The organism is Roseateles sp. GW821-FHT09H10 (assembly GCF_059415865.1).
This window is the reverse complement of the sequence record NZ_JBWKOB010000002.1, coordinates 1,045,712-1,069,910: the sequence shown is the minus strand read 5'-3', so window position 1 is coordinate 1,069,910 and position 24,199 is coordinate 1,045,712. Positions and strand designations below refer to the sequence as shown.

Here is a 24,199-nt window from a genome sequence, read left to right as displayed (position 1 = left end):
GAGGCTGCTGCCAGCGGCTGGCAGCACCGTTGCGGACGCCAGGCTAGAGGCTTCAGGGCTGGAGGTCAGCCATGTTCATCGACCTTCCGGATGCCAGGCTCTTTGCCTTTCGCGGCGGTCCGCGCGACGCCGTGCCCATCCTCGCCATCGGCGGCTGGATAGGCAGCTCCGAGCTGTGGCTGGAGCCTCTCGCCGCCATCGCGCTGCGCCTGGTGGGCTCCGCGACGCAAGTGCAGACCGAGATCGCGCAGGTCCACCAGCCTGTCCTCGTGCTGCATGGCGAGGAAGGCCGCGTCGTGCCGCTGGAGCAGGCGCGCCAGCTCGCCGCCTGCCTGCACGACGCCGAGCTGCAATTGCTGCCGGGCGCGGGACATGTGCCCACGCTGACCCAGCCGGATCGCGTGGCCGCGGCAATGCGCGACTTCCTGGCGCGGCGTTGACGTGAATCCTGGGCATCGAGGCGCGGCCTCGCTAGCCCACAATCGCGCGGCCAACGCCGACCGCCCCTGCCGATGTCCTTCACCCAGCGCTCTGTCATTCCTTTCGCCCTGCTGCTGACCGCGGCCTTCGTCCTGCCCGGCTGCAACAAGCGGCTCGCCGACGTACCCGCCGCTCTGCCCGCCGCCTCCACCGCGCAGGACACCAGCGCCACGGCCAGGCTGCGCGAAGAGGGCGACGGCCTGCTGGCCCTGCACCGCCAGATCGTCGTGCTGATGGATGGCGAGGCCGCGCTGCCGGCCGCGCAACGCCGCGAGGTGCAGGCCCTCGGCCAGCAGCTCTTCCACGAACTGCTGCAGCGCCAGCAGCGCCTGGCCGACCTCGCGCTCAAGCCCGAATCGCTGGACGCCACCGCCACCCTGCTGGCGCGCATCGAAAGCGAGCCGAGCTGGTTCGACGCCGACCGCCTGGCGTTCAAGGAGGTGCTGGGCCAGCTCGCCGCCGGGCTGAAGAACGCGCAGACCCTTGACGGCATCAAGCTGGCCCGCCGCGCCCAGGACGACCTGGATACCCTGGCCGAGGTGGAGAAGGCCTATGAGCAGGAGCTGAAGGAAGTCTTCGGCGGCTTTGCCAAGCGCGGCATCGAGCTCAAGCGCGAACGCTGGGCCGACTACGTCGCCAAGCTCAAGGCCCTGCACACGCGCGAGGCCGTCATGAAGCAGCATGGCGCGCAACTGCCCGCGGCGGCCGACCTCGCGCCCGAGCCTCCCGCGTCGGGCGCCATGCGCGGCGCTGCCGCCAAGGAGCGCGAGGTCTTTGGCGACAAGCTGCCGCCCAAGACCGTGCTGCTGACCTTCGACGACGGCCCGCATGCGCGCTACACCGACGAGATCCTGGAGATCCTGAAGCGCTACCAGGCCCCCGCGGTGTTCTTCCAGTTGGGCCAGAACCTCGGCAAGGTCGACGCCGCCGGCAAGGCCCAGCCCGGCCGGGGCAGCGACGTCGCCAGGCGGGTGCTGGCCGCCGGCCACCAGCTGGCCAACCACAGCTTCAGCCACGGCCTGATGAGCAAGTTCGAGCTCGTCAAGGTCAAGGAAGAGGCCGCCAACACGGAGGCGCTGCTGGATGCGGCGGGTCGCAGCGGCGACACCCTGTTTCGCTTCCCCTACGGCGCCCGCAACGACGGCGCGCTGACGACCATCGAGGCGCTGAAGCTGCGCTCGATGATGTGGAACGTCGACTCCCTGGACTGGAGCGACCCCATTCCCAAGAGCATCGCCGCGCGCGTGATGGCCGAGCTGGACCGGCAGCAGCGCGGCATCGTGCTCTTCCACGACATTCACGCCCGCACCGTCCAGGCCCTGCCCCTGGTGCTCGATCAACTGGCCGCCGAGGGCTGGCGCTTCGCCAGCTGGAAGGACGGGCAGTTCGTCGTCTCCAATGACAAGCCCGCCGCGCCGCCGCCGGTGACTGCCGGCGAGCTGTATCGCGACAGCCATGCCCTGGTCATCGGCATCAACCAATACGCGGCCTGGCCCAAGCTGTCGCATGCGGTGCGCGACGCCCAGGCCGTGCGCGAGTCCCTGGTCGCGCGCTTCGGCTTTCGCGCCGACAACGTGACCCTGCTGACCGATGGCGAGGCCACCCGCGCCAACATCCTGAAGGCGCTCAACGAGCGCTTCGGCGACGCCAGACGCGTCAAGCGCGACGACCGCGTCTTCGTCTTCTTCGCCGGCCACGGCAGCACGCGCAGGCTGCCCAGCGGCCGCGAGGTCGGCTATATCGTGCCCGTGGACGCGGGGCTGAACGACCTGCAGGCCGACGCCATCGCCATGCCCCAGCTGCAGGAGGTGGCCGAGGCCATCACCGCCAAGCACGCCCTGTTCGTCATCGACGCCTGCTACTCGGGCCTGGGCCTGACGCGCGCCGGCAGCGCGGCGGCCGACAGCAATTTCGCCCGCACCAACGCCCGCCGCATCGGCCGCCAGATGATGACGGCCGGCGGCGCCGACCAGCAGGTGGCCGACGACGGCCCGGGCGGCCATTCCGTCTTCACCTGGACGCTGCTGCAGGCCCTGAACGGCAAGGCCGACCTGAACGGCGACGGCCTCATCACCGCCACCGAGCTGGCCGCCTATGTGGCGCCCGCCGTGTCATCCATCGCCCGCCAGACACCGGCCTTCGGCAGCCTGCCCGGCAGCGAGGGCGGCGAGTTCGTCTTCGAGCTGCCGGTGGCCCAGGAGGCCGCGCTGAGCGGCGCCGTCGCCCAGCTCGACGACAAGGCCAGCCAGCTCGCCGCCAAGCTCGACGAGGCCAGCAGCGCCGGCCGGCAGGCCGCGCCCGCGGCGGGCGGGGCCAGCGCCGTGCAGGTCACCATCAAGGGCCTGGACGGCAAGGACCAGGCACTGGCCGCGACGACGGTCCGCGTCGACCCCGGCGCGCGCATCGCCGCCCAGCGCGCCAACGACCGCGGCCTGCAGCTCTATCGCGAGCGCCGCTACGACGACGCCGAGGCGGCCTTCAAGGAGGCCCTGCAGCTGGCGCCGAAGTTCGCGCTGGCGGCCAACAACCTGGGCTTTGTGCTGTACCGCCGCGGCAAGTTCGCCGACGCGGGCGCCTGGTTCGAGAAGGCCGTCGAGATGGACGCCAGCCGGTCGCTGGCCTGGCTCAACCTGGGCGACGCGCGGCTGCAGGCCGGCGACGAGGGCAAGGCCATGGCGGCCTACAAGACCTTCCTGGAACTGGCGCCCAAGCACGCGCGGGCGGCAGAGTTGCAGGGCTGGATTGCGAACCCGTCGGACACCACACGGCCCAAGCCCCTGTGAGCCAAGGCTGGCTTCGCCAAGGGTATTTCAGAGGGATGCGGCCACACGGCCTCACTATGCTTTGCCGCCCCGACCGTGAACAACAGAGGAGGAAATCAGATTGTTCAAGACCTACAAACGGGCCCTGACGCTGGCATGCGTGGCCATCGCGTTCGGCAGCCTGACGGGATGCATGTCGACGATCGAGCGCGTCCCTGAGATCACGAATCACAAGCTCGCCGCCAAGGTGAGCACCAAGAACGACATCGTCAACGCCATCGGCCTGCCGAGAACCATCGAACGCGACACCGAGCGCGGCCGGGAGGTCTGGCTCTATACCGGCAAGCCCATCAACACCAGCTATTTCGTGCCGCTGCCCATCGCCGCGGTCCCGGCCGGCGGCGGCATGAGCACGGTCTACTACATCGATGCCGGCAGCAAGAACCTCAATCGCGACGAGAAGGTGATCCTTGCCCTCGTTTTCAATGCCGAAGGCCAATTGCTGGAGATTCAGAACAAATGAGATTCGCATCACTCGTCGCCGGCCTGTCGATACTGCTGTTGACCGCCTGCGCAGCCCCCGGGGTCACGCCGGTTCAAGGGGAGTCCCTGGCGGGCTTGCGCACGGAAAAGATCGCCGTGAACTACACGCTGGCGACCAAGAAGATCAACTACATCGAGACCCTGTATCGCGTGCTCTGGCTCGAGACCAAGACCTCGACACAGGACTTCTCCGGCCTCTGGGATCCCGACGCCCACCTGGCCGCCAGCGCTGCCGCCAAGCTGCGGCAGCAGGGCTTTGCCGCCACGTCCATCCATGACGCCCTGGATGCCAAGGCCATCACCAGCGAAAACCAGTCCTGGGGTGCCCTGCTGGTGGCCAACGCCACGCGGCCCCACCCGACCATCGCGAATGCCAAGCTGATCCCGACGCGGGAGTTCTTCCTGGATTCGCAGGCCGCCGCCACGCTGCGCCCGCTCGCCGCCCAGTTGCGGGAAAAGGGATTCCGCTACCTGGTCCAGATGTCGGCGATGGATATCAACGGCAATGCGCCCGGCTACGGCCTGGTGGTGGTGGGCGCCGACCTCATGATCCAGGTGGTGGACCTCAACACCGGCAAGATCATCTGGGCCAGCCCGACCTTCCAGTCCGAGCCCTATCAACTGGGCGGCGACCTGAAGGCCCTGGAAATCGACGGCATGAAGAAGACGAAGGAAGGCCTGGCCGCCGGGATCGCGAAGATCAACTTCGAGGACATGTGGGGCCTGCCCCTGGCCAAGCGCTAGCCGGCAGCCCTCTCCATCAGCGCCTTCAAGGCGCGCAGATCCTTGAGCACATGCGACGCGTCCCGCTCGAACGCGTCGTCATCCGCCCCCGCTGCGCGCAGCACCACAAAGCTCAGCGCGCAGCCCTCATCCACGGGCGTCACGCGAAACGCGTTGTGCGTGACCACGCCATTCGGCGTCGTCACATCATGGTCCAGCACGCCGAAGTCATTGCGCGGCGCCATGCGGATCTGGATGCGGCCCATGGGTGAGTCGGTGACCACCCAGTGCTCGCCCTCGTCCTGGATGTCGGCCGACGCCAGGCCCGACGCCCACAGGTGCAGGTTCTCGCGACGGCGGGCGAACTCGTAGACCTGCCGCGCCGGTGCGGCAACGGCTTCGCTGACGAGCTTGAACTGGCGCGGCGGCATGGCATTCCCCTGGGCTTGGACGACGGAGCCCCAGCCCCGGCAATCCACGCGCCCGAGTCTGTCTGGATTTTCGGGGCAGCCGAAACGGACCTGGAGGCGCATGATGACGGCCCCGCTTCACGGGAGCGCGCCCATGCGTATCAACCTCACCAGCGTCTTCGTTGACGACCAAGACCGCGCCCTGGCCTTCTACACGGAGGCGCTGGGCTTCGTGAAAAGCCAGGACCTGCCGGCCGGCGAGTACCGCTGGCTGACGCTGCGCTCCCCCGAGGGCGGCGAGACCGAACTCTCGCTGGAGCCCAACGCCAATCCCGCGGCCCGGGCCTACCAGCAGGCCCTGATGGCCCAGGGCATTCCGGCCACGGCATTCCAGAGCGACGACCTTGAGGCCGACGTGGCCCGGCTGAAGCAGCGCGGCGTGAAGTTCACGAAGGAGCCGGTGGACCTGGGGCCGGTCAAGATCGCCATCTTTGCCGACGGCTGCGGCAATCTGATCCAGATCCACCAGCCGACCGGTGCTCGCTGACAGCCGGCGCGGGAGGCCGACACGGGTTTGTGTTCCACTGCGCCCCGAAGTCTGGCCTTGCTGATGTCTCCCGGAGATCTCGATGACCTCATCTGCTTCGTTCCCCGCTGCAGCCCGACGCGACATGCTTCGCGACGAGTTGCTCGCCACCGTCAGCCTGCTCAAGCAGCGACGCGCGGCCGAGATCGCGGAGGGCTTTGTCGATGACTACATCGCCCTGCACTGGATGGAATGGCATGGCGGCTCGCTGCGCCTGACGACGACGGGCGAGAACGTCTGCAAGCACCTGAAGGCCCTGCTGAGCCGCGACGCCGGACGCCGCGCCGCCTGACCTCGAAGGCGACGTGGGCGCCGTGCAAGCGCCCTAGAATGGGCCCTTCCCGTCGCGTGTCTGCTCAACGGCGCGACCTCGGTGGCTGGACGTCGGCGCATTCCTCCCTCGCGCCCCAGGCCTGACCGGCTCCCGCCGGTCAGCAAGCCGTCAGCCACCCTCAAGCGGTGAGCCCCAACCCGGCCTCTCTGTAACCCTCGTCGAGACGGCCGTCCGACCTTGCCCCGGCTCGTCCGCGACCCACGGAAACCACCGAGACATCAGCCCAGTCCCAGGGCACGCATCTTGCATGCCGAGATGCCTGCCATCCCTGACCGTTTGGAGATCTCGATGAAGCGTTCCATCCCCCCGCCCCAGCCCTCAGCCGTCACGACCCGCCGTGACACCCTGCGCGACCAGCTGCTCGCCACCGTCGACCTGCTCAAGCGCCGCCGCGCGGCCGAGATCGATGCGGGCTTCATCGAGGACTACGTCGCCCTGCACTGGATGGAGTGGCACGGCGGCTCGCTGCGCCTGACGACGACGGGCGAGAACGTCTGCAAGCACCTGGCGTCGCTGCTCGCGCGCGCCACGCCGCAGCCCTCGTTCTGAGCGCGATGACGAAGGCGGCGCCGCCTCCTCCTGCAGCCGGCGCAGCACCCGCGGCCCCGGCCATCGACCCCCTGCTGCTGGCCACGGTGCGTGTGGCGACCTTTGCCGGCGCCAAAGGGCTGACCGACGCCAGCGGCTTCTTCTTCCAGCGCGACGGGAGGCTCTACCTCGTCAGCAGCCGGCATGTCTTCATCGACGAGCCCAGCGGCCACCACCCCGACCGCCTCGAGATCGAGCTGCACCCGGACGCCAACAACCTCGCCGAGTCCACGGGCCTGTCCGTGCTGCTCTACCGCGACGGCCTGGCCAACTGGCGCCAGGGCCAGGACGACGGCGGCGGCATTGACGTGGCCGTGCTGGAGATCGAGCGCGACGCGCTGCCACCGGCCACCGCGCTGGCTGCCTTCACGCCCGAGCATCTGGCCGGCGAGGGCGATGTCGTCGGCATCGGCGAGCCGGTGCTGATCCCGGGCTTCCCGCTGGGATTTCATGACGGGCTGCATCACCTCCCGGTCGTGCGCCAGGGCACCGTGGCCTCGCCCTACGGCTGGCGCTTCCAGGGCGTGGGCTGGTTCCTGACCGACGCGCGCACCCATCGCGGCATCAGCGGCGCACCCGTGGTGATGCGGGCGCCCGGTCGGGGCGCCCTGCCCTGGCTGCTGGTGGGCATCCACTCCTCGCGCCTGGACATGGGCAACCGCGACCGGGTCGCGGACGAATCCCTGGGCCTGAATGCAGCCTGGTATCCGGACATCGTCATGACGCTGACCGAGCCGGCCGCGGACTGACAGGCATCTTTCAGCCGGCCACATGGACAAGACCGCCAACATCGACATCGACGAGCAGCGGCTCATTGCGCTGCGGCGCGAGATCGCCGCGGCCGAGGCCACGCTGCTGGCCCTGCACGCCGCCATCCGGGAGGCGCGCAGCGAGTCGGGCCTGACCGCGGCCCAGGATGCCCGCGCGGAGAACCAGCGCCTGCATCTGCGCCACCTCGAGATGACCCAGCAGGCCGAAACCGCCCATGCGGCGCTGGAGGTGGCCGTCAAGGCCGCGCAGACCGACTCGCTGACCGGCGTCTGCAACCGCGAGGTGCTGTGGGACCGCCTCGCCCACGACCTGGCGCTGGCGCGCAGGCACGGCAGCCGGCTGGCGATCTACTTCCTGGACGTCAACGACTTCAAGCGCGTCAACGATGAGCTCGGCCACGCCGTGGGCGACCTGCTGCTGCTGCACGTGGCACGCACGCTGATGGCCACCGTGCGCGCCAGCGATACGGTCTGCCGCATCGGCGGCGATGAGTTTGTCATCCTGGCCTCGGCCAACCGGCCCGAGGACGCCGAGCAACTGGCCCTCAAGATCGGCCAGGCCCTGGCCGATCCCTGCGTGCTGGCCGGGCATGACATGCAGGTCTCGGCCAGCATCGGCTTCAGCCTCTTTCCCGAGGACGGCGAATCGCCGGGCGTGCTGGTGCACAAGGCCGACGAGGCGATGTACCGCGCCAAGCGGACCCTTGCCGGCCGACGCTAGCCGGGCGTTGGCCCGCCTGTGTTCCACTTCCCCCGTGAAGTCTGACTCCCCCGCTCCCAAGCCCCCCGCGCCCGCCTTTCCCCTGCCGCAGCCCCGCCACGCCGCCCGGCTGCCTGCCACCCTGTCTGCCGAAGACTGGGCCCGCATCCGCCAGGCCGCCTATGCCCTGCCCCAGGTGCTGGTGCCGGCCGATCTCGACGACGGCAGCGACGAGTCGCTGGACCGTCTCGGCTGCATCCAGATCTCCAAGGCGGCCGGCGGCGGCCGGCCCAGCCGCTGGATCCTGCCCGTCCATATCCCCGTGGCCCTGGCCCAGCTGGACGCCACGCCGATGGCCAACACGCTGCGCTCGCAGATGCAGCAGCGCCTGCACCAGCTCGAAAGCCTGGGCCTGCGCCGCGAAGGCCTGGTGTTCACGCGGCTGTGCGTGCACCCCGTCACCCTGGCCCACGAGAGCTGGCGCATCGACCTGTCGCACCGCGTGCCGGTGCCCGAGGAGCCCGTCTGGGCCTTCTTCCGCGATGGCGACACGGCCGCCCTGCGCCACAGCCTCGGCCAGGCGCCCGAGTATTCCTACAAAGCCGAGCTGGCCCTGCACCTGAACCACCTCGTCGCGCGCAGCGAGGCCATGGGCGACGCGGCCCAGCTCGCCTCCCTGCTGCCGCGCCTGCAGGCCGAGTGCGGCGTGCCCATGCCCTATGAGGACCTGAAGGCCGCGCTGACCCGCGCCCAGGACCGCTGGGAACAGACCGTCGAGGAGCAGAGCACGCTGGCCAGCCTGGGCCGCGAGCTGGCCTTCCAGGGCTATCCGGACAGCTTCGACGCAGCGCGCAAGCTGGGTCGGAAGGTGACGCTGTATCTCGGCCCGCCCAACAGCGGCAAGACGCATGCGGCCTTCGAGCGCCTGGCGCAGGCCCTGGACGGCGCCTATCTCGCGCCGCTGCGCCTGCTGGCCCTGGAGGGACGCGACCGTCTCGTCGGTCGTGGCGTGCCCTGCTCGCTGCTGACCGGCGAGGAGAACGTGCCGGCGGCCCAGGCCCGCGTCGTGTCCAGCACCATCGAGATGGTCAACACGCGCGACGTCGTCGACGTGGCCGTCATCGACGAGGCGCAGATGATCTTCGACGACTCGCGCGGCTGGGCCTGGACCCAGGCCATCGTCGGCGTGCCGGCGCGCGAGCTCATCATCATCGGTTCAGCCTATGCCGCGCCGGCCATCGAGCGCCTGCTGCAGCTCTGCGGCGAGAAGCCCGAGAAGCGCGTCTTCGAGCGCAAGCAGCATGTGCAGCTGATGCCGGCGCCGGTGCCCATGACGCATCTGCATGCCGGCGACGCCATCGTGGCCTTCAGCCGCCGCGACGTGCTGATGCTGCGCGACCAGATCCAGCAGAACGGCCATGCCGTCAGCGTCATCTACGGCGCCCTGCCGCCTGAGGTGCGCCGCCGCGAGGCCGAGCGCTTCGCCGTCGGCGCCAGCGACATCCTGGTCGCGACCGACGCCATCGGCATGGGCCTGAACCTGCCCATCCGCCGCGTGCTGTTCTCGACGCTGACCAAGTTCGACGGCGTCGGCGACCGCGAGCTGTCGGTCAGCGAGGTGCACCAGATCGCCGGCCGCGCGGGCCGCTACGGCATGCATGACGAGGGCTTTGTCTCGGTGCTGAAGGAGGCCGAGGCCGAGGCGATGAAGATCCTGCGCCAGCAGCTGCCCAAGGAGCCGCGCGCGCCGCGCGACTTCAAGTGCCCCGTGGCGCCCAACTGGCGCCATGTGCAGACCATTTCCCAGCGCATGGGCGTCAACAAGCTGCATGCGGTGCTGAGCATCTTCATGCAGCAGCTGCGCCTGGACGACGCCCATTTCGCCGTGGCCGAGCTGGAGCAGATGCTGGAACTGGCCGAGATGCTGGACCGCAATGCCAGCGCCCTGCCGCTGCAGGAGCGCTTCCGCTACGCCCAGGCACCGGTGGACAACCGCCTGCCCATGCTGGTCGAGCAGTTCGCCTCCTGGGCCACGAGCCATGCCCGCACCGGCAAGGCCGGCGACCCTTACTTCCTGGACGAATACGACCAGCACGGCCGCCTGGACCGCATGGAACAGGCCCTGCGCATCTGCACGCTGTGGCTGTGGCTGGACCTGCGCTTCCCGAACGTGTACGGCCATGTCGAGGAAGTCATCGACCTGCGCGCACGGCTCAATGACGGCATCGAGAGGCAGCTCAAGGGCAAGAAGGCGCTGTGGCAGCGGCGCGGGCGGTGACAACCGCCATTGCCGCGTTGTCGGGCTGAGCCTCAAGCCGCGGCGTAGCGCGCCGCCGCCGTGTTGCTCGACAGCTGCCCCGACATCGCCTGCCGCGCCGCCTCATAGGCCAGCAGCGGCGCCTCGTCATGCAATGACGGCACCGTGATCAGCTCGCCGCGGTCAAAGCCCACGAGCGCTGCGTCCACGAGGGCCTCGGCCGACATGACCCATTCCTTGGGCAGATGCTCGACCGCCAGGCCACCGCGGGCCCAGAACTCAGTCGCCGTCGCGCCGGGCAGCACCGCCTGCACGCGCAGACCCTGGGCGGCCAGCTCGTGGTGCAGGGACTGGCTGAAGGCCGTCACGAAGGCCTTGCTGCCGCCGTAGACGCCGTTGAGGATCTCGGGCGCGATGCTGACGATGGATGAGATGTTGATGACGGCACCGCGGCCACGGGCGACGAAGCCGGGCACGGCGGCATAGGTGAGCCGCGTCAAAGCTGTCACATTGAGCTCGATGAGATGGGTCATCTGCTCGACATCGGCCTCCAGCAGCTTGGCCGGCGTGCCGATGCCGGCGTTGTTGACCAGCAGCGTCAAGCTGGTGTCCTCGCGCAGCCGCTGCTCGACGCGGGAGCGCTGGGCGGTGTTGCCGAGGTCGGCGACGAGGACTTCGACCTTGCGGCCGGTCTCGGCGGTGAGCCGCGAGGCCAGCGCATCCAGGCGCGCGCCGTCGCGGGCGACGAGAACGAGGTCATGGCCGCGGCGAGCCAGGCGGTCGGCATAGACGGCGCCAATGCCGGAAGAGGCGCCGGTGATGAGGGCGGTGCCCAGGGAGGAGTTGCTCATGACGGTGTGTTCCGCAAGGGAAGTGGATGACAGGGGCAAATTCTGGGGATGACGGCTCATGTCTCAAATGACGTATACAGTCATGTTTCAAGACATCACTTCAAAGGAGCCTGCATGCACCGCCTGGGCTTTGTGCTGAGCGATGGCTTTCAGCTGATGGCGCTGGGGACGCAGGCCGTCTTCGAGTTCGCCAACCACGTCATCGATGACGAGTTCTACGGCTTCACCTGCTACAGCGTGGCCGGCGGCGAGCTGACCTCGTCGAGCGGCGTGCGCATCAACACCAGGGCTCTGGCCTCCTGCACCGAGGCCGACACCTGGCTGGTGCCGGGCGCCTCCGATCCCATCGTGGCGCCGACCGAAGCCGAGGTGCTGAAGTTCCTGCGCCGCGCCGGGCGCCACGCGCGCCGCATCGCCGGCCTGTGCACCGGCGGCTTCGCGCTCGCCGAGGCCGGCCTGCTGGACGGGCGGCGCGCGACGACGCATTGGCTGTTCGCCCGCGACATGCAGGCCCGCCGCCCGGCGGTCCGCGTCGAAGACGACCGCATCTTCATCAACGACGGCCCGATCTGGACCTCGGCCGGCATGACCGCGGCGCTGGACCTGGCCCTGGCCCTGGTGGAGGCCGACCTCGGCGAGGACGTCGCCCGCGCCGTCGCGCGCAAGCTCGTCATGCCGCAGCGCCGCACCGGCGGGCAGTCGCAGCATTCAGAGCTGCTGGAGCTGGCGCCCAAGAGCGACCGCATCCAGCAGGCGCTGGACTATGCGCGTGCCCATCTGAACAAGGCCCTCTCGGTCGAGCAACTCGCCGAGGTGGTTCACTTGAGCCCACGCCAGTTCAGCCGCGTGTTCACGGCCGAGACCGGGCAGTCGCCGGCCAAGGCCGTCGAGGGCCTGCGGCTGGAAGCGGCGCGGCTGATGATCGAGCAGAGCCGCCACCCGCTGGAGGTCGTGGCACGCGAATCGGGATTCCGGGACCGGCGCCATCTGCGCGAGGTGTTCGTGCGCCACTTCGGCGTGCCGCCGCAGCTGACGCGGCGCGGCGCGCGCGCCTAGACGACGCCCAGCCTGACCAGGTCGCGCGCCGTCTGCACGATGGCCTCGCGGGGCGGCCGCGGCACCCAGCCCAGCAGCTCCCGCGCATGGCTGGCGTCCTGGTGGCGTGCCGTGCCCAGCTCGCTGGCCGCGGCGCGCACGGCCGGGCTGACTTTGGCCAGCAGGCGCACGGCCCAGTCGGGCATCTGCAGCGTCGGCACCTTGGCCGCCTTGTCGCCCAGTTCGGCGCGCAGGATGGCGGCGATCTCGCGCAGCCAGAGAAAGCCGCCGCAGGCGATGAAGCGCTCGCCGGCCATGCCCGGCGCGGTCAGCGCGCGCCAGTGCAGCTCGGCCACGTCGCGCACGTCGACGATGCCGAAACCGATGCGCGGCATGGCCGGGATGCGGCCCTGCAGCAGGCTCTGCACGATGACGACGCTGGCCGAGTAGTCGGCGCTGGCCACCGGCCCGAGCACGACCGACGGGTTGACGGTGCAGAACTCCAGCCCGCCGCCCTCGCGCGCCACCCAGTCGCGCGCGGCGCGCTCGGCGATGGTCTTGGACTGGATGTAGGGCGGGATGCCGGGCGACGCCAGCCGCGTCCAGTCGTCCTCGGTGAAATGGTGGTCGCCCGGGCCGTGGCCATAGGAGATGGCGGCGACGGAGGAGGTCATGACGACGCGCTGCACGCCGGCATCGCGCGCCGCCTTCAACGCGCGCAGGGCGCCGTCGCGGGCCGGCACGATGAGCTCGTTGGCATCGCGCGGCACGCCCACCGGCAGCGGCGATGCGAGATGGGCCAGGTGGCTGCAACCGGCGGCCGCCTCGGCCCACCCAGCGTCGTGCATCAGGTCGGCAGCGAAGCAGCGCAGCTGATCGCTGCTGCCCACACCGAGCAGCTGACGCAGCGCCGGTTCGCGCTTGAGGTCACGCACCGTGGTGTGCACCTGCCAGCCGGCAGCCAGCAGATGGCGGATCAGCACGCCGGCGATATAGCCGCTGCCGCCGGTGACGAGGATGCGATCGCTCATTGATGCACCCTTCGCGCTTCGCGCTGTCCCGCCAAGCGGGAGCGAGCTTGCTTGGGAAGGACCGGCGCGGCGCTCATGGCGCTTTGGGCGCCGGCTGCAGCAGCGCCTCGATCAGCTCGCGGCCCCTGACGCCGTTGCTCAGGATGACGATGCCGTCGCGGCTTTGCTGCACAAAGCCGGCGAAGGCGCGGTACTGGTCGTTGTTGCCGTTGTGGCTGATCAAGGTCGCTCCTCCCAGGTCGGTGATGGACCAGCCTAGCCCACGCGAGCTGGGGTGGGGTGAATCCCCCTGGGGCACGGGCGCCTGAGGCCGCAGCATGTCGTCATAGGCCGCGCGCGAAAGACCCTCGCGCTTGCACACCAGGGACAGGAAGCGCGCGTAGTCCTGCGCCGTGGTCACCAACGACGCCGCGGCCAGGGCATGGTCCGTCAGATTGCTCATGTCGCGGCCGCCACTGGCCTCCTTGGCGCTGCGATAGCCGCGCGATGCCGTGGTGCCGGCGGGCAGAGGGCGGACGAAGCTGGACTGAGGCATCCAGCGACCCAGCCGCGCCTGGAACAGCGCCTGCAGCGTGCGGCCGGTCTGGTGCTCGACAAAGGCCTGCAGCAGCTGGAAGGCTTCACCGGAATAGCTGTAGGCCGTGCCGGGCGCTTCCTTGAACGGGATGGGCGCGGTGCGCAGGTGGAACTCGGTGCGGTGGTCGACCCAATTGGGCAAGCCGGTGCGGTGGGTCAGCACCAGGCGCGGCGTCAGCTGCGCATAGGCCGCCTTGTCGGGAATGCGCGCGTAGTCGAAGGCCGGCGCAAAAGGCCGGTCGAGGTCGATCAGCTTCTCGTCCACCAGCTGCATGACCAGCCAGGCAAAGACCGGCTTGGACAGGGAGGCCGCCTCGAAGACCGTCGCCGCAGTGACCGGGCCTGGCGGATGCAGGGAGGCCCGGCCGGCCACGATCGCCTGGCCCTGCGGCTCGCAGTCCTTCAGCGTCGCGACGGCCACGCCCGGCACGTCATGAGCAGCCAGCAGCGCCTCGAGTTCCTGCACGGTGGGTGGTGCCGGGGGCTGGGTGGCCCAGGCAGAGGGCAGGGCCAACAGCGCCAGCCAAGCGATCAACCCTGTCTTCACATGCTTCTCCTGCCTTGCGGGCGGCCATCATTCCATGCCCACCTCAGGCATGACCCCCGTCATGCCCGGGCCACTGCCGATTGCCACGCCGCGCTGGCGCAGCGACAGTCGCGCCTCCCGCAAGAACCGGATGACCACGTTGACCTCCGCCACCCTGACCGCGGCCAGCGACGCCACAAGCGACGCACGCGCCCGCCACGACCGATCCTTCCTCGGCCACCCCGCCGGCCTGGGCTGGCTGTCCTTCTGCGAACTGTGGGAGCGCTTCAGCTACTACGGCATGCAGGCCCTGCTGGTGCTCTATCTCAGCAACTACCTCTTCATGCCGGCCAATATCGGCCAGGTGGCAGGCATCGATGCGCTGCGCGGAGCCATAGAGAACGTCACCGGCCCGCGCTCGCCGCAGCAGCTGGCCTCGGCCGTTTTCGGCCTCTACGTCGGCCTGGTCTATCTGCTGCCCATCTTCGGCGGCCTCATCGCCGACCGCTGGCTGGGCCGCACCAGGACCGTCGTCATCGGCGCCCTGCTGATGGCCACGGGCCATTTCCTGATGGCCTTCGAGGCCGCGCTGCTGCCGGCCCTGGGCTGCCTGCTGCTGGGCGTGGGCTGCTTCAAGGGCAATATCGCGGCCCAGGTGGGCGACCTCTACGCACCGGGCGACAAGCGCCGCGCCAGCGCCTTCCAGATCTTCATGCTGGCGGTGCAGATCGCAGTCATTGCCGCCCCCATCGTCTGCGGCACGCTGGGCGAGAAGGTGGGCTGGCACTGGGGCTTCGGCTCGGCCGGCGTGGGCATGTTGATCGGCCTGTTCGTCTACCTGGCCGGCCGCCGCTGGCTGCCGCCGGAGCCCAAGCGCGAGGCTGGCAAGCAGGAAGTCCGTCCGCCACTGGGCAAGCGGGCCATCCTGCAGGTGGTGCTGCTCGTCGCCATCCTGCCCATCCTGATGCTGTCCATCGTCGGCAACCAGCAATACAACAACGGCTTCCCGCTGTGGTCGCAGCAGCATATGGACATGGTTGTCGCAGGCTTCACCGTGCCCGTGACCTGGCTGCAGGCCGTGGATGCGCTGACCAGCACCGGCATGATGCTGGCGTCGCTGGCCTTCTGGCGCTGGTGGGCCGCCCGCAAGCGCGAGCCGGACGAGATCACCAAGATGGCCCTGGGCTGCTTCGTCGCCGCCTGCGCGCCGGCCCTGCTGATGATCCCGGCCCTGGGCATCGAGAGCGGCGGCGCGCGCTTCAGCATCCTGTGGTCGTTTGCCTATGCCCTGGTGAACAACGTCGGCTTCGCCAACATCATGCCGGTGGGCCTGGCCCTGTATTCGCGCGCCGCGCCGCGCGGCCTGCAGGGCGTGATGATCGGCATCTACTACCTGCACCTGTTCTTCGGCAACACCTTCGTCGGCTGGCTGGCCGGCCTGCTGGAGACCATGCCGGGCTCCAAGTTCTGGATGCTGCACGCCGCGCTGGTGGCGGCGGCCGGCGTGGGCCTGCTGCTGGTCAAGCTGGCTTTCGGCCGGCTGCTGGCGCCGGACGACGCGCTCGCCAAGGCCTGAGGCTTCAGGCGGCGTGGTCCGGCGTGGCCACGCCGAGCGAGCGCGTCAGTGCCGCCATCAGCGCCTTGTACCGGGCCCTCACCTCGGGCTTGCCGGCGGCTTTGCCGGGCTCGGAAAAGCTGACGGTCCAGTCCTCGTCCCAGGTATAGCCGCAGTCGCTGCGGCGGTCGCCGTCGGGCCCGAAGATCAGGGCGCGCAGCCGCGCGTCCTGGCCGGCACCGGTGTAGGTCTCGAACAGCGCCTCGATGAAGTCCTGGTAGGCGCGGTACACCTCCACCTCGAAGACGTGGCGGTAGATGTTGAGGGTGCGGTCCAGTTCGCGCTTGGCCTGGATGGCCTCGGCGGGAGAGACCGTCTTCCAGTAGCCGACCCAGGTGAAGAAGCACAGCAGCTTGTTCAGCCGCGGCGCGATCTCGTCATAGATGGCCAGCCGCTTCTCGATGAGCTTCTGGTTGGTCCAGTTGCTGAGGTCCAGCCGCTTGAGCTGGCGGCTGAAGAACCAGCCCAGCAGGGCGACGGACAGCGGCGTCAGCACGCCGACGACAAGCTTGGCGATTTCCAGCGATGGCCACGATCCCATGAGATGACTCCCTGACGCGTGCGCGAGCGTAACGGGCCGTTCAGGGCCGCAGCAAGCCCGGGTGGATGCCTACACTGGCCCGCATGATCACCGTCCACCACCTCAACAACTCCCGCTCGCAGCGCGTGCTGTGGCTGCTCGAAGAGCTCGGCCTGCCCTACGAGATCCAGCATTACCAGCGCGATGCCAAGACCTCGCTGGCGCCGCCCGAGCTGCGCAAGGTGCACCCCCTGGGCAAGTCGCCCGTCATCACCGACGGCGGGCTGACGGTGGCCGAGAGCGGCGCCATCCTCGAGTACCTGGTGGACAAATACGGCGAGGGCCGCCTCAAGCCCACCGGCGAGCAGGACCTGCTGCACTACCGCTATTTCATGCATTTCGCCGAAGGTTCGGCCATGCCGCCCCTGGTCATGAAGCTGGTCTTCAGCAAGATCAAGCGCGCGCCCATGCCCTTCTTCGTCAAGCCCATTGCCAAGGGAATTGCCGACAAGGTGCTGGGCGGCTTCGTGCAGCCCACTATCGATGCGCAGCTGAAGTTCCTCGAGGGTGAGCTGAAGGCAAGGCCCTGGTTTGCCGGCAACGAGTTCTCGGCGGCGGATGTGCAGATGAGCTTCCCCGTCGAAGCCGCGGCGGCGCGGGGTGGGATGGATGGCCATCCCAAGCTGAAGGACTTCCTGGCCCGCATCCATGCGCGACCGGCCTACAAGAAGGCGCTGGAGCGGGGTGGGCCTTACGACCTGATGAGCTGAAGGCGCGCCGCCTACACTGGCGGCTCTCCCGTCTTGCCCGCAGGCCTGTCGCCCGGCCGCTGTGAATCAGCGGCGCTGACCTCCTTGTGTCGCATTGCGATCCACGCAAAGCTCACCCGGAGGGCGCATGCCCGGCTACGACGTCAAGGTCCAGACCCTCGCCATCGATGGCGCGGCGGACCTGCAGATCCGCTCCCTGTTCGACCACGACCAGTTCGCCGACCCCCGCGGCGCCGCCGAGGCCCTGGGCATCTCGTCGGCCCAATGGCCGCTGTTCGGCCAGGTCTGGCCCTCGGGCCTGCACCTCGCCGCCGCCATGGCGGTGCGGCCCCTGTCTGAGGGCGAGCGCATCCTGGAGATCGGCTGCGGCCTGGCCCTGGCCAGCCTGGTCTGCCACCGCCGCGGCGCCGAGGTCACGGCCAGCGACATCCATCCGCTGGCCGGTGCCTTCCTGCTCGAGAACCTGCGGCTCAATGAGCTTTCGCCGATGCGCTACTGCCATGGCGACTGGAGCGAGGACGCCGTCATCGCCGAAGGCGGCGCACCCCGCGTGCAGGGGCGCTTCGACCTCATCATCGGCAGCGATGTGCTCTACGAACGCGACGACGGCGGCGCGCTGGCGGCCTTCATCGAGAAGCATGCGCTGCCGCGCTGCGAGCTGCTCATCGTCGACCCCAACCGCGGCAACCGCGCCGCGTTTGGCAAGCGGTTGGCGGCCTTGGGATTCGAGTTCAGCGAGGTGCTGCTGAATGCGGAGGCCGGGAGGCCGGACTATCGAGGGCGGTTGATGCGCTTCTCTCGCGGGTGAGGGCTTAACGAGCGCCAAGACCGGTGCACAACTGCTGTTCGCACGGCACCCCGTCGCGGTTGCCATCCATCTGCGTGCCGGGGCAGTGATGGATGAACCAGGTGGCCTCGGCACACGACGTCATCTGCGAGCAGTGCGTGCGGCCGTCGCAGCGGAACGCGGCGTAGGGCGCAACGCCGGGTTCGGGCGCCGGCGCAGCCACCGGTGGCATGGCCTCGAGATGGCGACGATGGGCATGCGCCTGGTATTTGCGGTAGCCCCAGCCGCCCGCAGCGATGGCGAGGGCCAAGGCCACGATCCAGATCAACCACGGTTTGCCGGGCTTGCCGCTCACCCTGGCCGGTCGACTACGCGACGGCTTGAGGTCGGTGCCGACGGCCAGACGAACGACATTGATGGCCTGGGGCTTGCCGTTCTTGCCGACGCCGCGCTCGAAGCTCAGCGTCTCCCCGACTGCGGGCATCGAGCCGTCGTGAGCAAAGGCACTGGCGTGCACGAACAGCTCGGAACCTCCCTGTGCTGGCGCGATGAAGCCGAAACCGCGCTCGTCGTTCCAGGACCGCAGGATGCCGGTGAACCGCACGACGTCTGCTCCAGCATCAGCGCCGGGGCGCCTTCGCCCCGTACTCCACCACCTGGCACCCCGCCCCCTTCGGGTTCTCGCAGCAAGCCGCCAGCTTCTTCAAACTCTCGCTGAACTGCTCGTTCCACTGCGCCTGGCTGTGCAGATTGCCGGGGCTCATCCAATGCGATTGCGGGAAGCGTTTGGACCACTCGTCGCCGCCCTCCTGTGGCGCCTGGCCGGTGGACTGCTTCATGGCGACCTGGCAGGAGTTCATATTCCCCATGCGGTGGCAGGCCGTGCAGGCATTGCCGCGCGTCGTGATGCCGAAGGCATGCAGCTTGGCCCAAGCCTTCTTGAAGTCCTCGCCAATCGCCTTGGGCTCGTAGAAGCCGAAGGGGTCGCCGGGCAGCTGGGTCGTCTGGGCGATATAGGGCGAATACATGAAGGGCCCGCTGTCGTGGCAGTTGATGCAGGCGGGCTGGCTCCAGGCGACCTGCCTGGGCGTCTGCCAGACCCTGTCGGCCGGCACGGCCGGCCGCTTCAAGGTGCTGGGCGAGGGCACGGCGCGGCCGTCGATGCCGGTGGCCGCGCTCAGCGGCGCCTTGGCCTTGGCCGTGAACCAGCAGGTCTTGCCGTCCTTGAGGCTGTGCGAGATGACGTTGATCTCGTCGAACAAGTGGCTGCCCGCCGGACGCGCCACCTGCTTGCGGCAGATGGCGCTGATCTGGGCCGTCTTGTCGTCGCGCAGCACCAGGGCGCGGCTGCCGGGCACGCATTGGCTTTGCGCATCGGCCTGGTGCAGCAGCGAGGGGCGGTCGCAACTCGGCGGCGCCTTGTCGGCGGGCACGGCCTTGCCATCGATGGTGATGGGAATCTCCTCGCCGGCCATGCAGCTGAAGGCGGGGATCTCGCTGATCTGCTCGGCACACTGGCGGCCGTACTCGTACAGCGTCTCGGCCTGGGCGGCGCCCGCCACAAGGATAAGCAGCAGCGCTCTCATGCGGTCACCAGGCCTTTCTCTGCCAGCACCACGGCGCGTATGGCCTGGTGGTAGCGGGCATAGCCGGTGCAGCGGCAGATGTGCTGGCCGACGGCGTCCTCGATCGCCGCATCAAGCCGGTCGCGCTTGACGGGCTGCACGCGCAGCCGGCCCAGCAGCATCTCGGTCGCCATGACAAAGCCCGGCGTGCAGTAGCCGCACTGGAAGGCGAAGTGGTCGAGGAAGGCCTGCTGCACGGCGCTGGGTTTCTCCATGCTGCCGGTGCCTTCCACCGTCGTGATGCTCTGGCCCTGCAGCAACGCAACCGGTGTCGAGCAGGCGAGCATGGGCTGGGCCTGGCTGGAAGGCACGCGGCGCGCGGCCACGGTGCAGGCCTTGCAGACGCCGATGCCGCAGCACAGCCGGGTGCCGGACAGGCCCAGCTCTTCGCGCAGGAAGTCGACCAGGGGCAGGTCGTTCGGCACTTCGGCCTTCACCGGCCGGCCGTTGACGTGGAACTGGACGGGGACGAGTTGATCGCTCATGCCAAGGCCCTTTCGATATCGGCGGCGGTGATGGGCAGGGAGCGGAAGCGCTGGCCTGTTGCATGGGCGATGGCGTTGCCGATGGCCGGCGCAATCGGACACAGGACCGCCTCCGCAATGCCCTTGCCCGTCGTCTCGTCCGTCGGCAGGGGCGTGATGCTCATGCGCGCCAGTGGCACGTCAGCGCTGAGGGCCACGTGATAGCGGTCCAGGTTCCAGCGCCCGTCGCCCGCGCCGCCGGCTTCCAGCGGCAGGTCCTCGAGCAGCGCATAGCCTATGCCCATGGCGATGCCGCCCTGGGCCTGGCCCATCAGCAGGTCGGGCTGGATGACCTTGCCGGCATCCACCAGCAGTTGCACATCGACGACGCGCGGCTCATGGCTCTTGGGGCCGATCTCGACGGCCACCAGCACGCCCGACGGCGCATACAGGCTGCGGCCGTAGAGCGCCGCCTGAGGCTTGGGCGGGACGACGTTCTGGCGCAGCACCACCGTCCAGGCCGACTGCCCGGCCGCCCGCAGCGACAGCCCGTCGACGGGCAACTGCAGCGGCGGTCCCACCGGCACGGCATAGCTGCCGGCCACCCAGGAGCCCTCATAGCAGCCATGCACCATGGCGGCCGACGTCAGCCCCGCCTTCTGCACCTGGGCGGCCAGCGCCCGCAGCGTCAGCGCGGCCAGGCCCGGTGCCGTCAGATGACCCTTGTCCCAGGCCGTCTTGCCCTGGACCTGGGCCAGCGGCACACCCCAGAGCGCCGCCGCCGCCGGCAGCAGGCCGGCCTGGAACAGCACCTGGCTGGCCTGCTCGGTGACATGCACCTGATGGAAGGCGGTGAGACAGGCGCTGCTGGACATCGCGAAGGCCGCCGTCCAGTTGGGATCGCTCCAGTTGCCTTCCTTGTAGGTGCTGACACCCAGGGCGTTGAAGCTGCCGACATCGCCCATGACGATGTCGTGGGCGTTGTGGCCCAGCCAGCCGGCGGTGGAGAGGGCCAGCGTCGTCGCCGAGCCATTGCCCATGTCCACGCAGTTGGTGCGCACGGTGAGGCGTCCGATGGCGTCCATCGCGACCTCGGCCATCACGCCGTCCTTGCCCGTGCCATAGGCCTGGTTGGCCAGCGCGAAGCCAACGCCATAGCGGATGCCCTCGCGGGCCTTGCGGCGCTTGACGGCCTCGCGGTCGCGCCACAGCGCATGCTCGCGCGAGCGCCGGCAGATCTCGTGCAGGCGCATGGGCTGCTGCAGCGGCGCGCCGGTGATGGTGCGGTCGCCCTCGCGCAGGGCATTGATCTGGCGCAGCTCGATGGGGTCGCGCTTCAGCGCCACGGCCACCTCGTCCACCAGGGTTTCGACCGCGAAGCTGGCCTGGGGCCCGCCGAAGCCGCGCATGGAGCCGGCCACGACACCCGTGCTGGGCTGGGCGATGGCGTCCACATAGGCCTGCTTGATGTCATAGCCGCTGAGGCCGCAATAGGCGGCCAGCATGGCGACGAACTGGCTGTAGTTGTTCTGGCCGCCCGAGGGCAGGACCTGCTGGCTGCCGAAGGCGAGGAACTTGCCGGTCTTCACGTCCACCGCGATGCGCTGGGTGATGTGGCTGGCCAGCTGCTTGAGCCCGCCCTGGAACTGCTCGTAGCGGTCCTGGGCGATGCGCACCGGCCCGTCGGCCAGGGCCGCGGTGACGGCCAGCAGCGGCGGGAAGGTCGACACGTCGCGCCCGCCGAAGCCGCCGCCGGGGTAGCAGGAGTTCAGCACCACGGTCGCGACCTTGACGGTGGGGCAGGCCTTGAACAGGTCCAGGCTGTCGCCCGAGTCGCCATTGGTGGCCTGGGTGCCGAGCACGAGGTGGAGCGTGCCGCCCTCCTTCTCAATTTTGGAGCGGTCCAGCCAGGCCAGGCCGGCCTCGGGCTCCATGAACATCGGGTCCAGCACCTGGGTGCTGTAGCTGCCGCCGATCTGCAGCACGTTGGGGCTGGGGGCCTGCAGCGCGTGGTCGATGCGGCCACGCAGCTGGCGGGCCTGGCTGTTGCAGGGCTGGCTGGACGAGTCGGGCTGGTAGGGGTCGGAGGCATAGCCCACCTGCACCTGCGAGAAGGGCTCGAGGCCTGGCGCCTCATAACGCGTCAGGTAGTTGACCGGGCTGTAGGCCATGACCCAGGGCTGCTTGGGCGGCGCGGCCAGGCCGCCGGTCTGCACGACGCCGGGCTGGAACTGCAGGGCCCGCTTGGCGCGGCGGTAGGTATTGCCGTCGGCAAAGATCAGGATGGCCACCGGCTGGCCATAGAACTGAGGCGCCGCGCCGACGGGCACCAGCAGCTGGGAGACGCCGTCGGCACCCGCGCTGGAGAAGGGCAGGGAGAGGTTCAGCGAGGCCAGGTCGCTCTGCGGCCAGGGATAGCCCGCCAGCGGCGTCTGCGTGATGGTCTGCAGCGGCACGGCGCCCACTTCGCTGAGGCGCTGCAGGTCCAGGCCGGCGAAGGCACGGTTGGGATCGGTGGCGCGCAGGATCATGGCCATGCGCTCGGTCTGCGGCCAGCCGGGCATGTCGATGGCGCGGAAGTCCCGGGCATAGATCTTCTGGCCCGTGACCTTGGCCAGGCCGTCGATGCGGAATCGCGCCTTGCCGGGGCCGCCGGACCAGTCGGGCGCGCCCGGCGGTGTCTGCGGCTGCACCGGCGTGCCCTCGGGCTGGGGCCGCGCGCGTGGGTTCTTCAGGGCGGCCGGCCGGGCCAGCGCCAGCTCATGCACCAGCAGCGTCACCGCCGCCGCGCCGCTGCCGATGACGCGGCGCCGCGTCAGTTGGAACGGCCCGTTTGTGTTCTGCGACACGCCTGTCTCCCATCGCTGTGATGGGATGCGAGTTTGGCGCTGCGGGCCGCTGCGTTCAGGCGGGGTTTTGCCTGGGTTGCGGTCTCAGCGCGTCAACCGATAGATCAGTAGGGCCGCGCGGATGGCACCGCGCTCGATGGACGCGATCTCCAGCCACTCGTCTGGCGTGTGCGCGCCGCCGCCCGCGGCGCCGAGGCCGTCCAGGCTGTCGACGAAGGGCGCCACGAACTGCACATCGCCGGCGCCGCGCTGGCCCGGCGGGAAGGCGACGACGGCGCCCAGGCCGGCATCGGCGCTGGCCGCCGAATAGGCCTCCAGCACCTTCAGGTTGCCGGGCGTGGGCGCCATCGGCGGATAGCTCTCGTGGAAGCTGATCCTGGACCTGGTGCCCGGCAGGGCCTGTTCGACGATGGCCCGCATGCGCTCGCGGGCCTTGGCGCCCTGGGCCTCGGTCAGATAGCGCAGGTCGCCGCGCGCCTGGGCGTCGCGCGGGATGACATTGGTCTTGCCGAAGGCCTGGCCCTGGCTCTCGGCGTCGTCCCATTTGGCGCTGGTGCCAGCCACGAGGGTGGCGGCGTTGAAGGTCAGGTCGGGCTCCATGAGCTGGTCGCGAAAGCTGTTCAGCACGCGGGCCGCCTCATACAGGGCGCCATGGCCGTCGCGGCCGAAGACGCCGGCGGAGTGGCCGGTGCGGGCCGTCACGTCCAGCCGCCAGGTGCCCGAGGCGCGGCGGCCGATGGTGGCGGTGTCGCGGCCCTGCTCGTCCCGGGCCGCCCCTTCGAAGGCCAGGGCCACGTCGCTCTGCTTCGCCGCCTCGATCAGCGCGGCGCGCGCCACCTCGGCCGGCGCGCCGACGCGCTCCTCGTCGCCGGTGAAGACGGCCCTCACGGTGGTGCCCTTCAAGGCGCCGGCTTCGTTCAGCGCGCGCAGCGCCAGCAGGATGATGACGTCGCCGCCCTTCATGTCGGACACGCCCTGGCCGCGCACGCGCTTGCCGTCGCTGGCCCAAGGCGTCACGGGGCTGTCCTTCTCGAAGACGGTGTCCAGATGGCCGATCAGCAGCACGCGCTTGCCCTGGTGGCCGGTGCGCTCGGCGACGAGATGGCCGGCGCGCCGCATCTCGGCCGGCATGTCGACCCAGCGCGTGCTGAAGCCCAGGGCCTCGAACTCGGCACCGAAGAGGGCGCCCACCTCGCGCACGCCGGCCGGGTTCAGCGTGCCGCTGTTGACGAGGACGCTGCGCTCCAGCAGCTTCAGCGCGTCGGGGGTCAGGCGCTTCACGTTGGCAACGATCTGCGCCTCCGCCGTGTCCAGGCCGGCGGCCTGGGCCGCCCCCGTGACGAGCAGCAGGGCGACAGCGGTTCGGATAGCGTGCATCATCTTCATGCTTTCAGTGT

Annotated in this window: 24 protein-coding genes; 14 read left to right on the top strand and 10 right to left on the bottom strand. The window is 69.7% G+C overall.

The genetic code is table 11. From position 1 onward, the window contains the following. The first annotated feature begins 71 nt into the window (after positions 1–71). The 4 genes from AC07OY_RS13025 (at position 72) to AC07OY_RS13010 (ending at position 4,529) form a co-directional block, all read left to right on the top strand. Positions 72–440 (top strand): alpha/beta fold hydrolase, encoded by a 369-nt coding sequence (locus AC07OY_RS13025; protein WP_495043007.1) that lies wholly within the window; start codon positions 72–74, stop codon positions 438–440. Positions 441–512: 72 nt separating this feature from the next. After that, positions 513–3,263, top strand: a complete 2,751-nt coding sequence (locus tag AC07OY_RS13020) for a polysaccharide deacetylase family protein (RefSeq protein WP_495043006.1) — start codon at positions 513–515, stop codon at positions 3,261–3,263. A 100-nt stretch (positions 3,264–3,363) separates the two neighbouring features. Beyond that, entirely contained in the window at positions 3,364–3,765 is a 402-nt protein-coding gene (locus AC07OY_RS13015) for a hypothetical protein (protein ID WP_495043005.1), read from the top strand. Further along, on the top strand, positions 3,762–4,529 hold the full coding sequence (locus AC07OY_RS13010) for a hypothetical protein (RefSeq protein ID WP_495043004.1): 768 nt from the start codon (positions 3,762–3,764) through the stop codon (positions 4,527–4,529). The genes AC07OY_RS13015 and AC07OY_RS13010 overlap by 4 nt, the downstream gene beginning before the upstream one ends. Here AC07OY_RS13010 and AC07OY_RS13005 read toward each other — a convergent pair. Continuing rightward, a complete protein-coding gene (locus tag AC07OY_RS13005) occupies positions 4,526–4,939 on the bottom strand; it encodes an SRPBCC family protein (protein WP_495043003.1) in 414 nt (137 codons plus the stop codon). The genes AC07OY_RS13010 and AC07OY_RS13005 overlap by 4 nt on opposite strands. A 133-nt stretch (positions 4,940–5,072) precedes the next feature. Here AC07OY_RS13005 and AC07OY_RS13000 point away from each other — a divergent pair, with 133 nt between their 5' ends. The 6 genes from AC07OY_RS13000 to AC07OY_RS12975 all read left to right on the top strand — a co-directional run bounded on the left by AC07OY_RS13000 (position 5,073) and on the right by AC07OY_RS12975 (position 10,174). Beyond that, positions 5,073–5,465: a VOC family protein gene (locus AC07OY_RS13000; protein WP_495043002.1), complete on the top strand. Its 393-nt coding sequence runs from the start codon at positions 5,073–5,075 to the stop codon at positions 5,463–5,465. Positions 5,466–5,589: 124 nt separating this feature from the next. Beyond that, entirely contained in the window at positions 5,590–5,796 is a 207-nt protein-coding gene (locus tag AC07OY_RS12995) for a hypothetical protein (protein ID WP_495043001.1), read from the top strand. A gap of 330 nt (positions 5,797–6,126) precedes the next feature. Next, positions 6,127–6,387 (top strand): hypothetical protein, encoded by a 261-nt coding sequence (locus AC07OY_RS12990; RefSeq protein ID WP_495043000.1) that lies wholly within the window; start codon positions 6,127–6,129, stop codon positions 6,385–6,387. Positions 6,388–6,392: 5 nt separating this feature from the next. Continuing rightward, entirely contained in the window at positions 6,393–7,175 is a 783-nt protein-coding gene (locus AC07OY_RS12985; RefSeq protein ID WP_495042999.1) for a S1 family peptidase, read from the top strand. 22 nt (positions 7,176–7,197) lie between these two features. Beyond that, a complete protein-coding gene (locus tag AC07OY_RS12980) occupies positions 7,198–7,917 on the top strand; it encodes a GGDEF domain-containing protein (protein ID WP_495042998.1) in 720 nt (239 codons plus the stop codon). A 34-nt stretch (positions 7,918–7,951) separates the two neighbouring features. Next, complete coding sequence (locus tag AC07OY_RS12975) at positions 7,952–10,174, top strand: helicase-related protein (protein ID WP_495042997.1); 2,223 nt, start codon at positions 7,952–7,954, stop codon at positions 10,172–10,174. 32 nt (positions 10,175–10,206) lie between these two features. On the opposite strand, the gene AC07OY_RS12970 is transcribed toward AC07OY_RS12975, so the two are convergent. Continuing rightward, complete coding sequence (locus AC07OY_RS12970; protein WP_495042996.1) at positions 10,207–11,004, bottom strand: SDR family NAD(P)-dependent oxidoreductase; 798 nt, start codon at positions 11,002–11,004, stop codon at positions 10,207–10,209. A 114-nt stretch (positions 11,005–11,118) separates the two neighbouring features. Between AC07OY_RS12970 and AC07OY_RS12965 the strand changes: the two genes are divergently transcribed. Continuing rightward, entirely contained in the window at positions 11,119–12,060 is a 942-nt protein-coding gene (locus AC07OY_RS12965) for a GlxA family transcriptional regulator (RefSeq protein ID WP_495042995.1), read from the top strand. Here the strand turns inward: AC07OY_RS12965 and AC07OY_RS12960 are convergent. Both AC07OY_RS12960 and AC07OY_RS12955 read right to left on the bottom strand, forming a co-directional pair. Then, a complete protein-coding gene (locus AC07OY_RS12960; protein WP_495042994.1) occupies positions 12,057–13,070 on the bottom strand; it encodes an NAD-dependent epimerase/dehydratase family protein in 1,014 nt (337 codons plus the stop codon). The genes AC07OY_RS12965 and AC07OY_RS12960 overlap by 4 nt on opposite strands. A gap of 73 nt (positions 13,071–13,143) precedes the next feature. After that, positions 13,144–14,193 carry a serine hydrolase domain-containing protein gene (locus AC07OY_RS12955; protein WP_495042993.1) on the bottom strand — a complete coding sequence of 350 codons (1,050 nt, stop codon included), beginning with the start codon at positions 14,191–14,193 and terminating at the stop codon, positions 13,144–13,146. Positions 14,194–14,332: 139 nt separating this feature from the next. Here AC07OY_RS12955 and AC07OY_RS12950 point away from each other — a divergent pair, with 139 nt between their 5' ends. Beyond that, positions 14,333–15,748, top strand: coding sequence for a peptide MFS transporter (locus AC07OY_RS12950; protein ID WP_495042992.1), 1,416 nt, complete (start codon positions 14,333–14,335; stop codon positions 15,746–15,748). A 4-nt stretch (positions 15,749–15,752) separates the two neighbouring features. Here the strand turns inward: AC07OY_RS12950 and AC07OY_RS12945 are convergent, their stop codons facing one another. Next, complete coding sequence (locus tag AC07OY_RS12945) at positions 15,753–16,328, bottom strand: hypothetical protein (RefSeq protein ID WP_495042991.1); 576 nt, start codon at positions 16,326–16,328, stop codon at positions 15,753–15,755. An 83-nt stretch (positions 16,329–16,411) separates the two neighbouring features. Here AC07OY_RS12945 and AC07OY_RS12940 point away from each other — a divergent pair, with 83 nt between their 5' ends. Together AC07OY_RS12940 and AC07OY_RS12935 are read left to right on the top strand one after the other, a co-directional pair. Continuing rightward, a complete protein-coding gene (locus tag AC07OY_RS12940; RefSeq protein ID WP_495042990.1) occupies positions 16,412–17,077 on the top strand; it encodes a glutathione S-transferase family protein in 666 nt (221 codons plus the stop codon). 127 nt (positions 17,078–17,204) lie between these two features. Further along, complete coding sequence (locus AC07OY_RS12935; RefSeq protein ID WP_495042989.1) at positions 17,205–17,885, top strand: class I SAM-dependent methyltransferase; 681 nt, start codon at positions 17,205–17,207, stop codon at positions 17,883–17,885. Positions 17,886–17,889: 4 nt separating this feature from the next. Here the strand turns inward: AC07OY_RS12935 and AC07OY_RS12930 are convergent, their stop codons facing one another. The 5 genes from AC07OY_RS12930 to AC07OY_RS12910 form a co-directional block, all read right to left on the bottom strand. Beyond that, complete coding sequence (locus tag AC07OY_RS12930; RefSeq protein ID WP_495042988.1) at positions 17,890–18,468, bottom strand: cold shock domain-containing protein; 579 nt, start codon at positions 18,466–18,468, stop codon at positions 17,890–17,892. A gap of 16 nt (positions 18,469–18,484) precedes the next feature. Then, on the bottom strand, positions 18,485–19,450 hold the full coding sequence (locus AC07OY_RS12925; RefSeq protein WP_495042987.1) for a hypothetical protein: 966 nt from the start codon (positions 19,448–19,450) through the stop codon (positions 18,485–18,487). Then, entirely contained in the window at positions 19,447–19,974 is a 528-nt protein-coding gene (locus tag AC07OY_RS12920; RefSeq protein WP_495042986.1) for a (2Fe-2S)-binding protein, read from the bottom strand. The genes AC07OY_RS12925 and AC07OY_RS12920 overlap by 4 nt, the downstream gene beginning before the upstream one ends. After that, positions 19,971–22,802, bottom strand: coding sequence for a xanthine dehydrogenase family protein molybdopterin-binding subunit (locus AC07OY_RS12915; protein WP_495042985.1), 2,832 nt, complete (start codon positions 22,800–22,802; stop codon positions 19,971–19,973). The genes AC07OY_RS12920 and AC07OY_RS12915 overlap by 4 nt, the downstream gene beginning before the upstream one ends. Positions 22,803–22,886: 84 nt before the next feature. Beyond that, on the bottom strand, positions 22,887–24,188 hold the full coding sequence (locus AC07OY_RS12910) for a M20/M25/M40 family metallo-hydrolase (RefSeq protein ID WP_495042984.1): 1,302 nt from the start codon (positions 24,186–24,188) through the stop codon (positions 22,887–22,889). Positions 24,189–24,199 lie beyond the last annotated feature (11 nt).

Coding starts and splice junctions, on each gene's coding strand:
- AC07OY_RS13025 (WP_495043007.1), top strand. CDS start 72: ATGTTCATCGACCTTCCGGATGCCAGGCTCTTTGCCTTTCGCGGCGGT.
- AC07OY_RS13020 (WP_495043006.1), top strand. CDS start 513: ATGTCCTTCACCCAGCGCTCTGTCATTCCTTTCGCCCTGCTGCTGACC.
- AC07OY_RS13010 (WP_495043004.1), top strand. CDS start 3,762: ATGAGATTCGCATCACTCGTCGCCGGCCTGTCGATACTGCTGTTGACC.
- AC07OY_RS13005 (WP_495043003.1), bottom strand. CDS start 4,939: ATGCCGCCGCGCCAGTTCAAGCTCGTCAGCGAAGCCGTTGCCGCACCG.
- AC07OY_RS13000 (WP_495043002.1), top strand. CDS start 5,073: ATGCGTATCAACCTCACCAGCGTCTTCGTTGACGACCAAGACCGCGCC.
- AC07OY_RS12995 (WP_495043001.1), top strand. CDS start 5,590: ATGCTTCGCGACGAGTTGCTCGCCACCGTCAGCCTGCTCAAGCAGCGA.
- AC07OY_RS12990 (WP_495043000.1), top strand. CDS start 6,127: ATGAAGCGTTCCATCCCCCCGCCCCAGCCCTCAGCCGTCACGACCCGC.
- AC07OY_RS12985 (WP_495042999.1), top strand. CDS start 6,393: ATGACGAAGGCGGCGCCGCCTCCTCCTGCAGCCGGCGCAGCACCCGCG.
- AC07OY_RS12980 (WP_495042998.1), top strand. CDS start 7,198: ATGGACAAGACCGCCAACATCGACATCGACGAGCAGCGGCTCATTGCG.
- AC07OY_RS12970 (WP_495042996.1), bottom strand. CDS start 11,004: ATGAGCAACTCCTCCCTGGGCACCGCCCTCATCACCGGCGCCTCTTCC.
- AC07OY_RS12965 (WP_495042995.1), top strand. CDS start 11,119: ATGCACCGCCTGGGCTTTGTGCTGAGCGATGGCTTTCAGCTGATGGCG.
- AC07OY_RS12960 (WP_495042994.1), bottom strand. CDS start 13,070: ATGAGCGATCGCATCCTCGTCACCGGCGGCAGCGGCTATATCGCCGGC.
- AC07OY_RS12945 (WP_495042991.1), bottom strand. CDS start 16,328: ATGGGATCGTGGCCATCGCTGGAAATCGCCAAGCTTGTCGTCGGCGTG.
- AC07OY_RS12940 (WP_495042990.1), top strand. CDS start 16,412: ATGATCACCGTCCACCACCTCAACAACTCCCGCTCGCAGCGCGTGCTG.
- AC07OY_RS12935 (WP_495042989.1), top strand. CDS start 17,205: ATGCCCGGCTACGACGTCAAGGTCCAGACCCTCGCCATCGATGGCGCG.
- AC07OY_RS12925 (WP_495042987.1), bottom strand. CDS start 19,450: ATGAGAGCGCTGCTGCTTATCCTTGTGGCGGGCGCCGCCCAGGCCGAG.
- AC07OY_RS12920 (WP_495042986.1), bottom strand. CDS start 19,974: ATGAGCGATCAACTCGTCCCCGTCCAGTTCCACGTCAACGGCCGGCCG.
- AC07OY_RS12910 (WP_495042984.1), bottom strand. CDS start 24,188: ATGAAGATGATGCACGCTATCCGAACCGCTGTCGCCCTGCTGCTCGTC.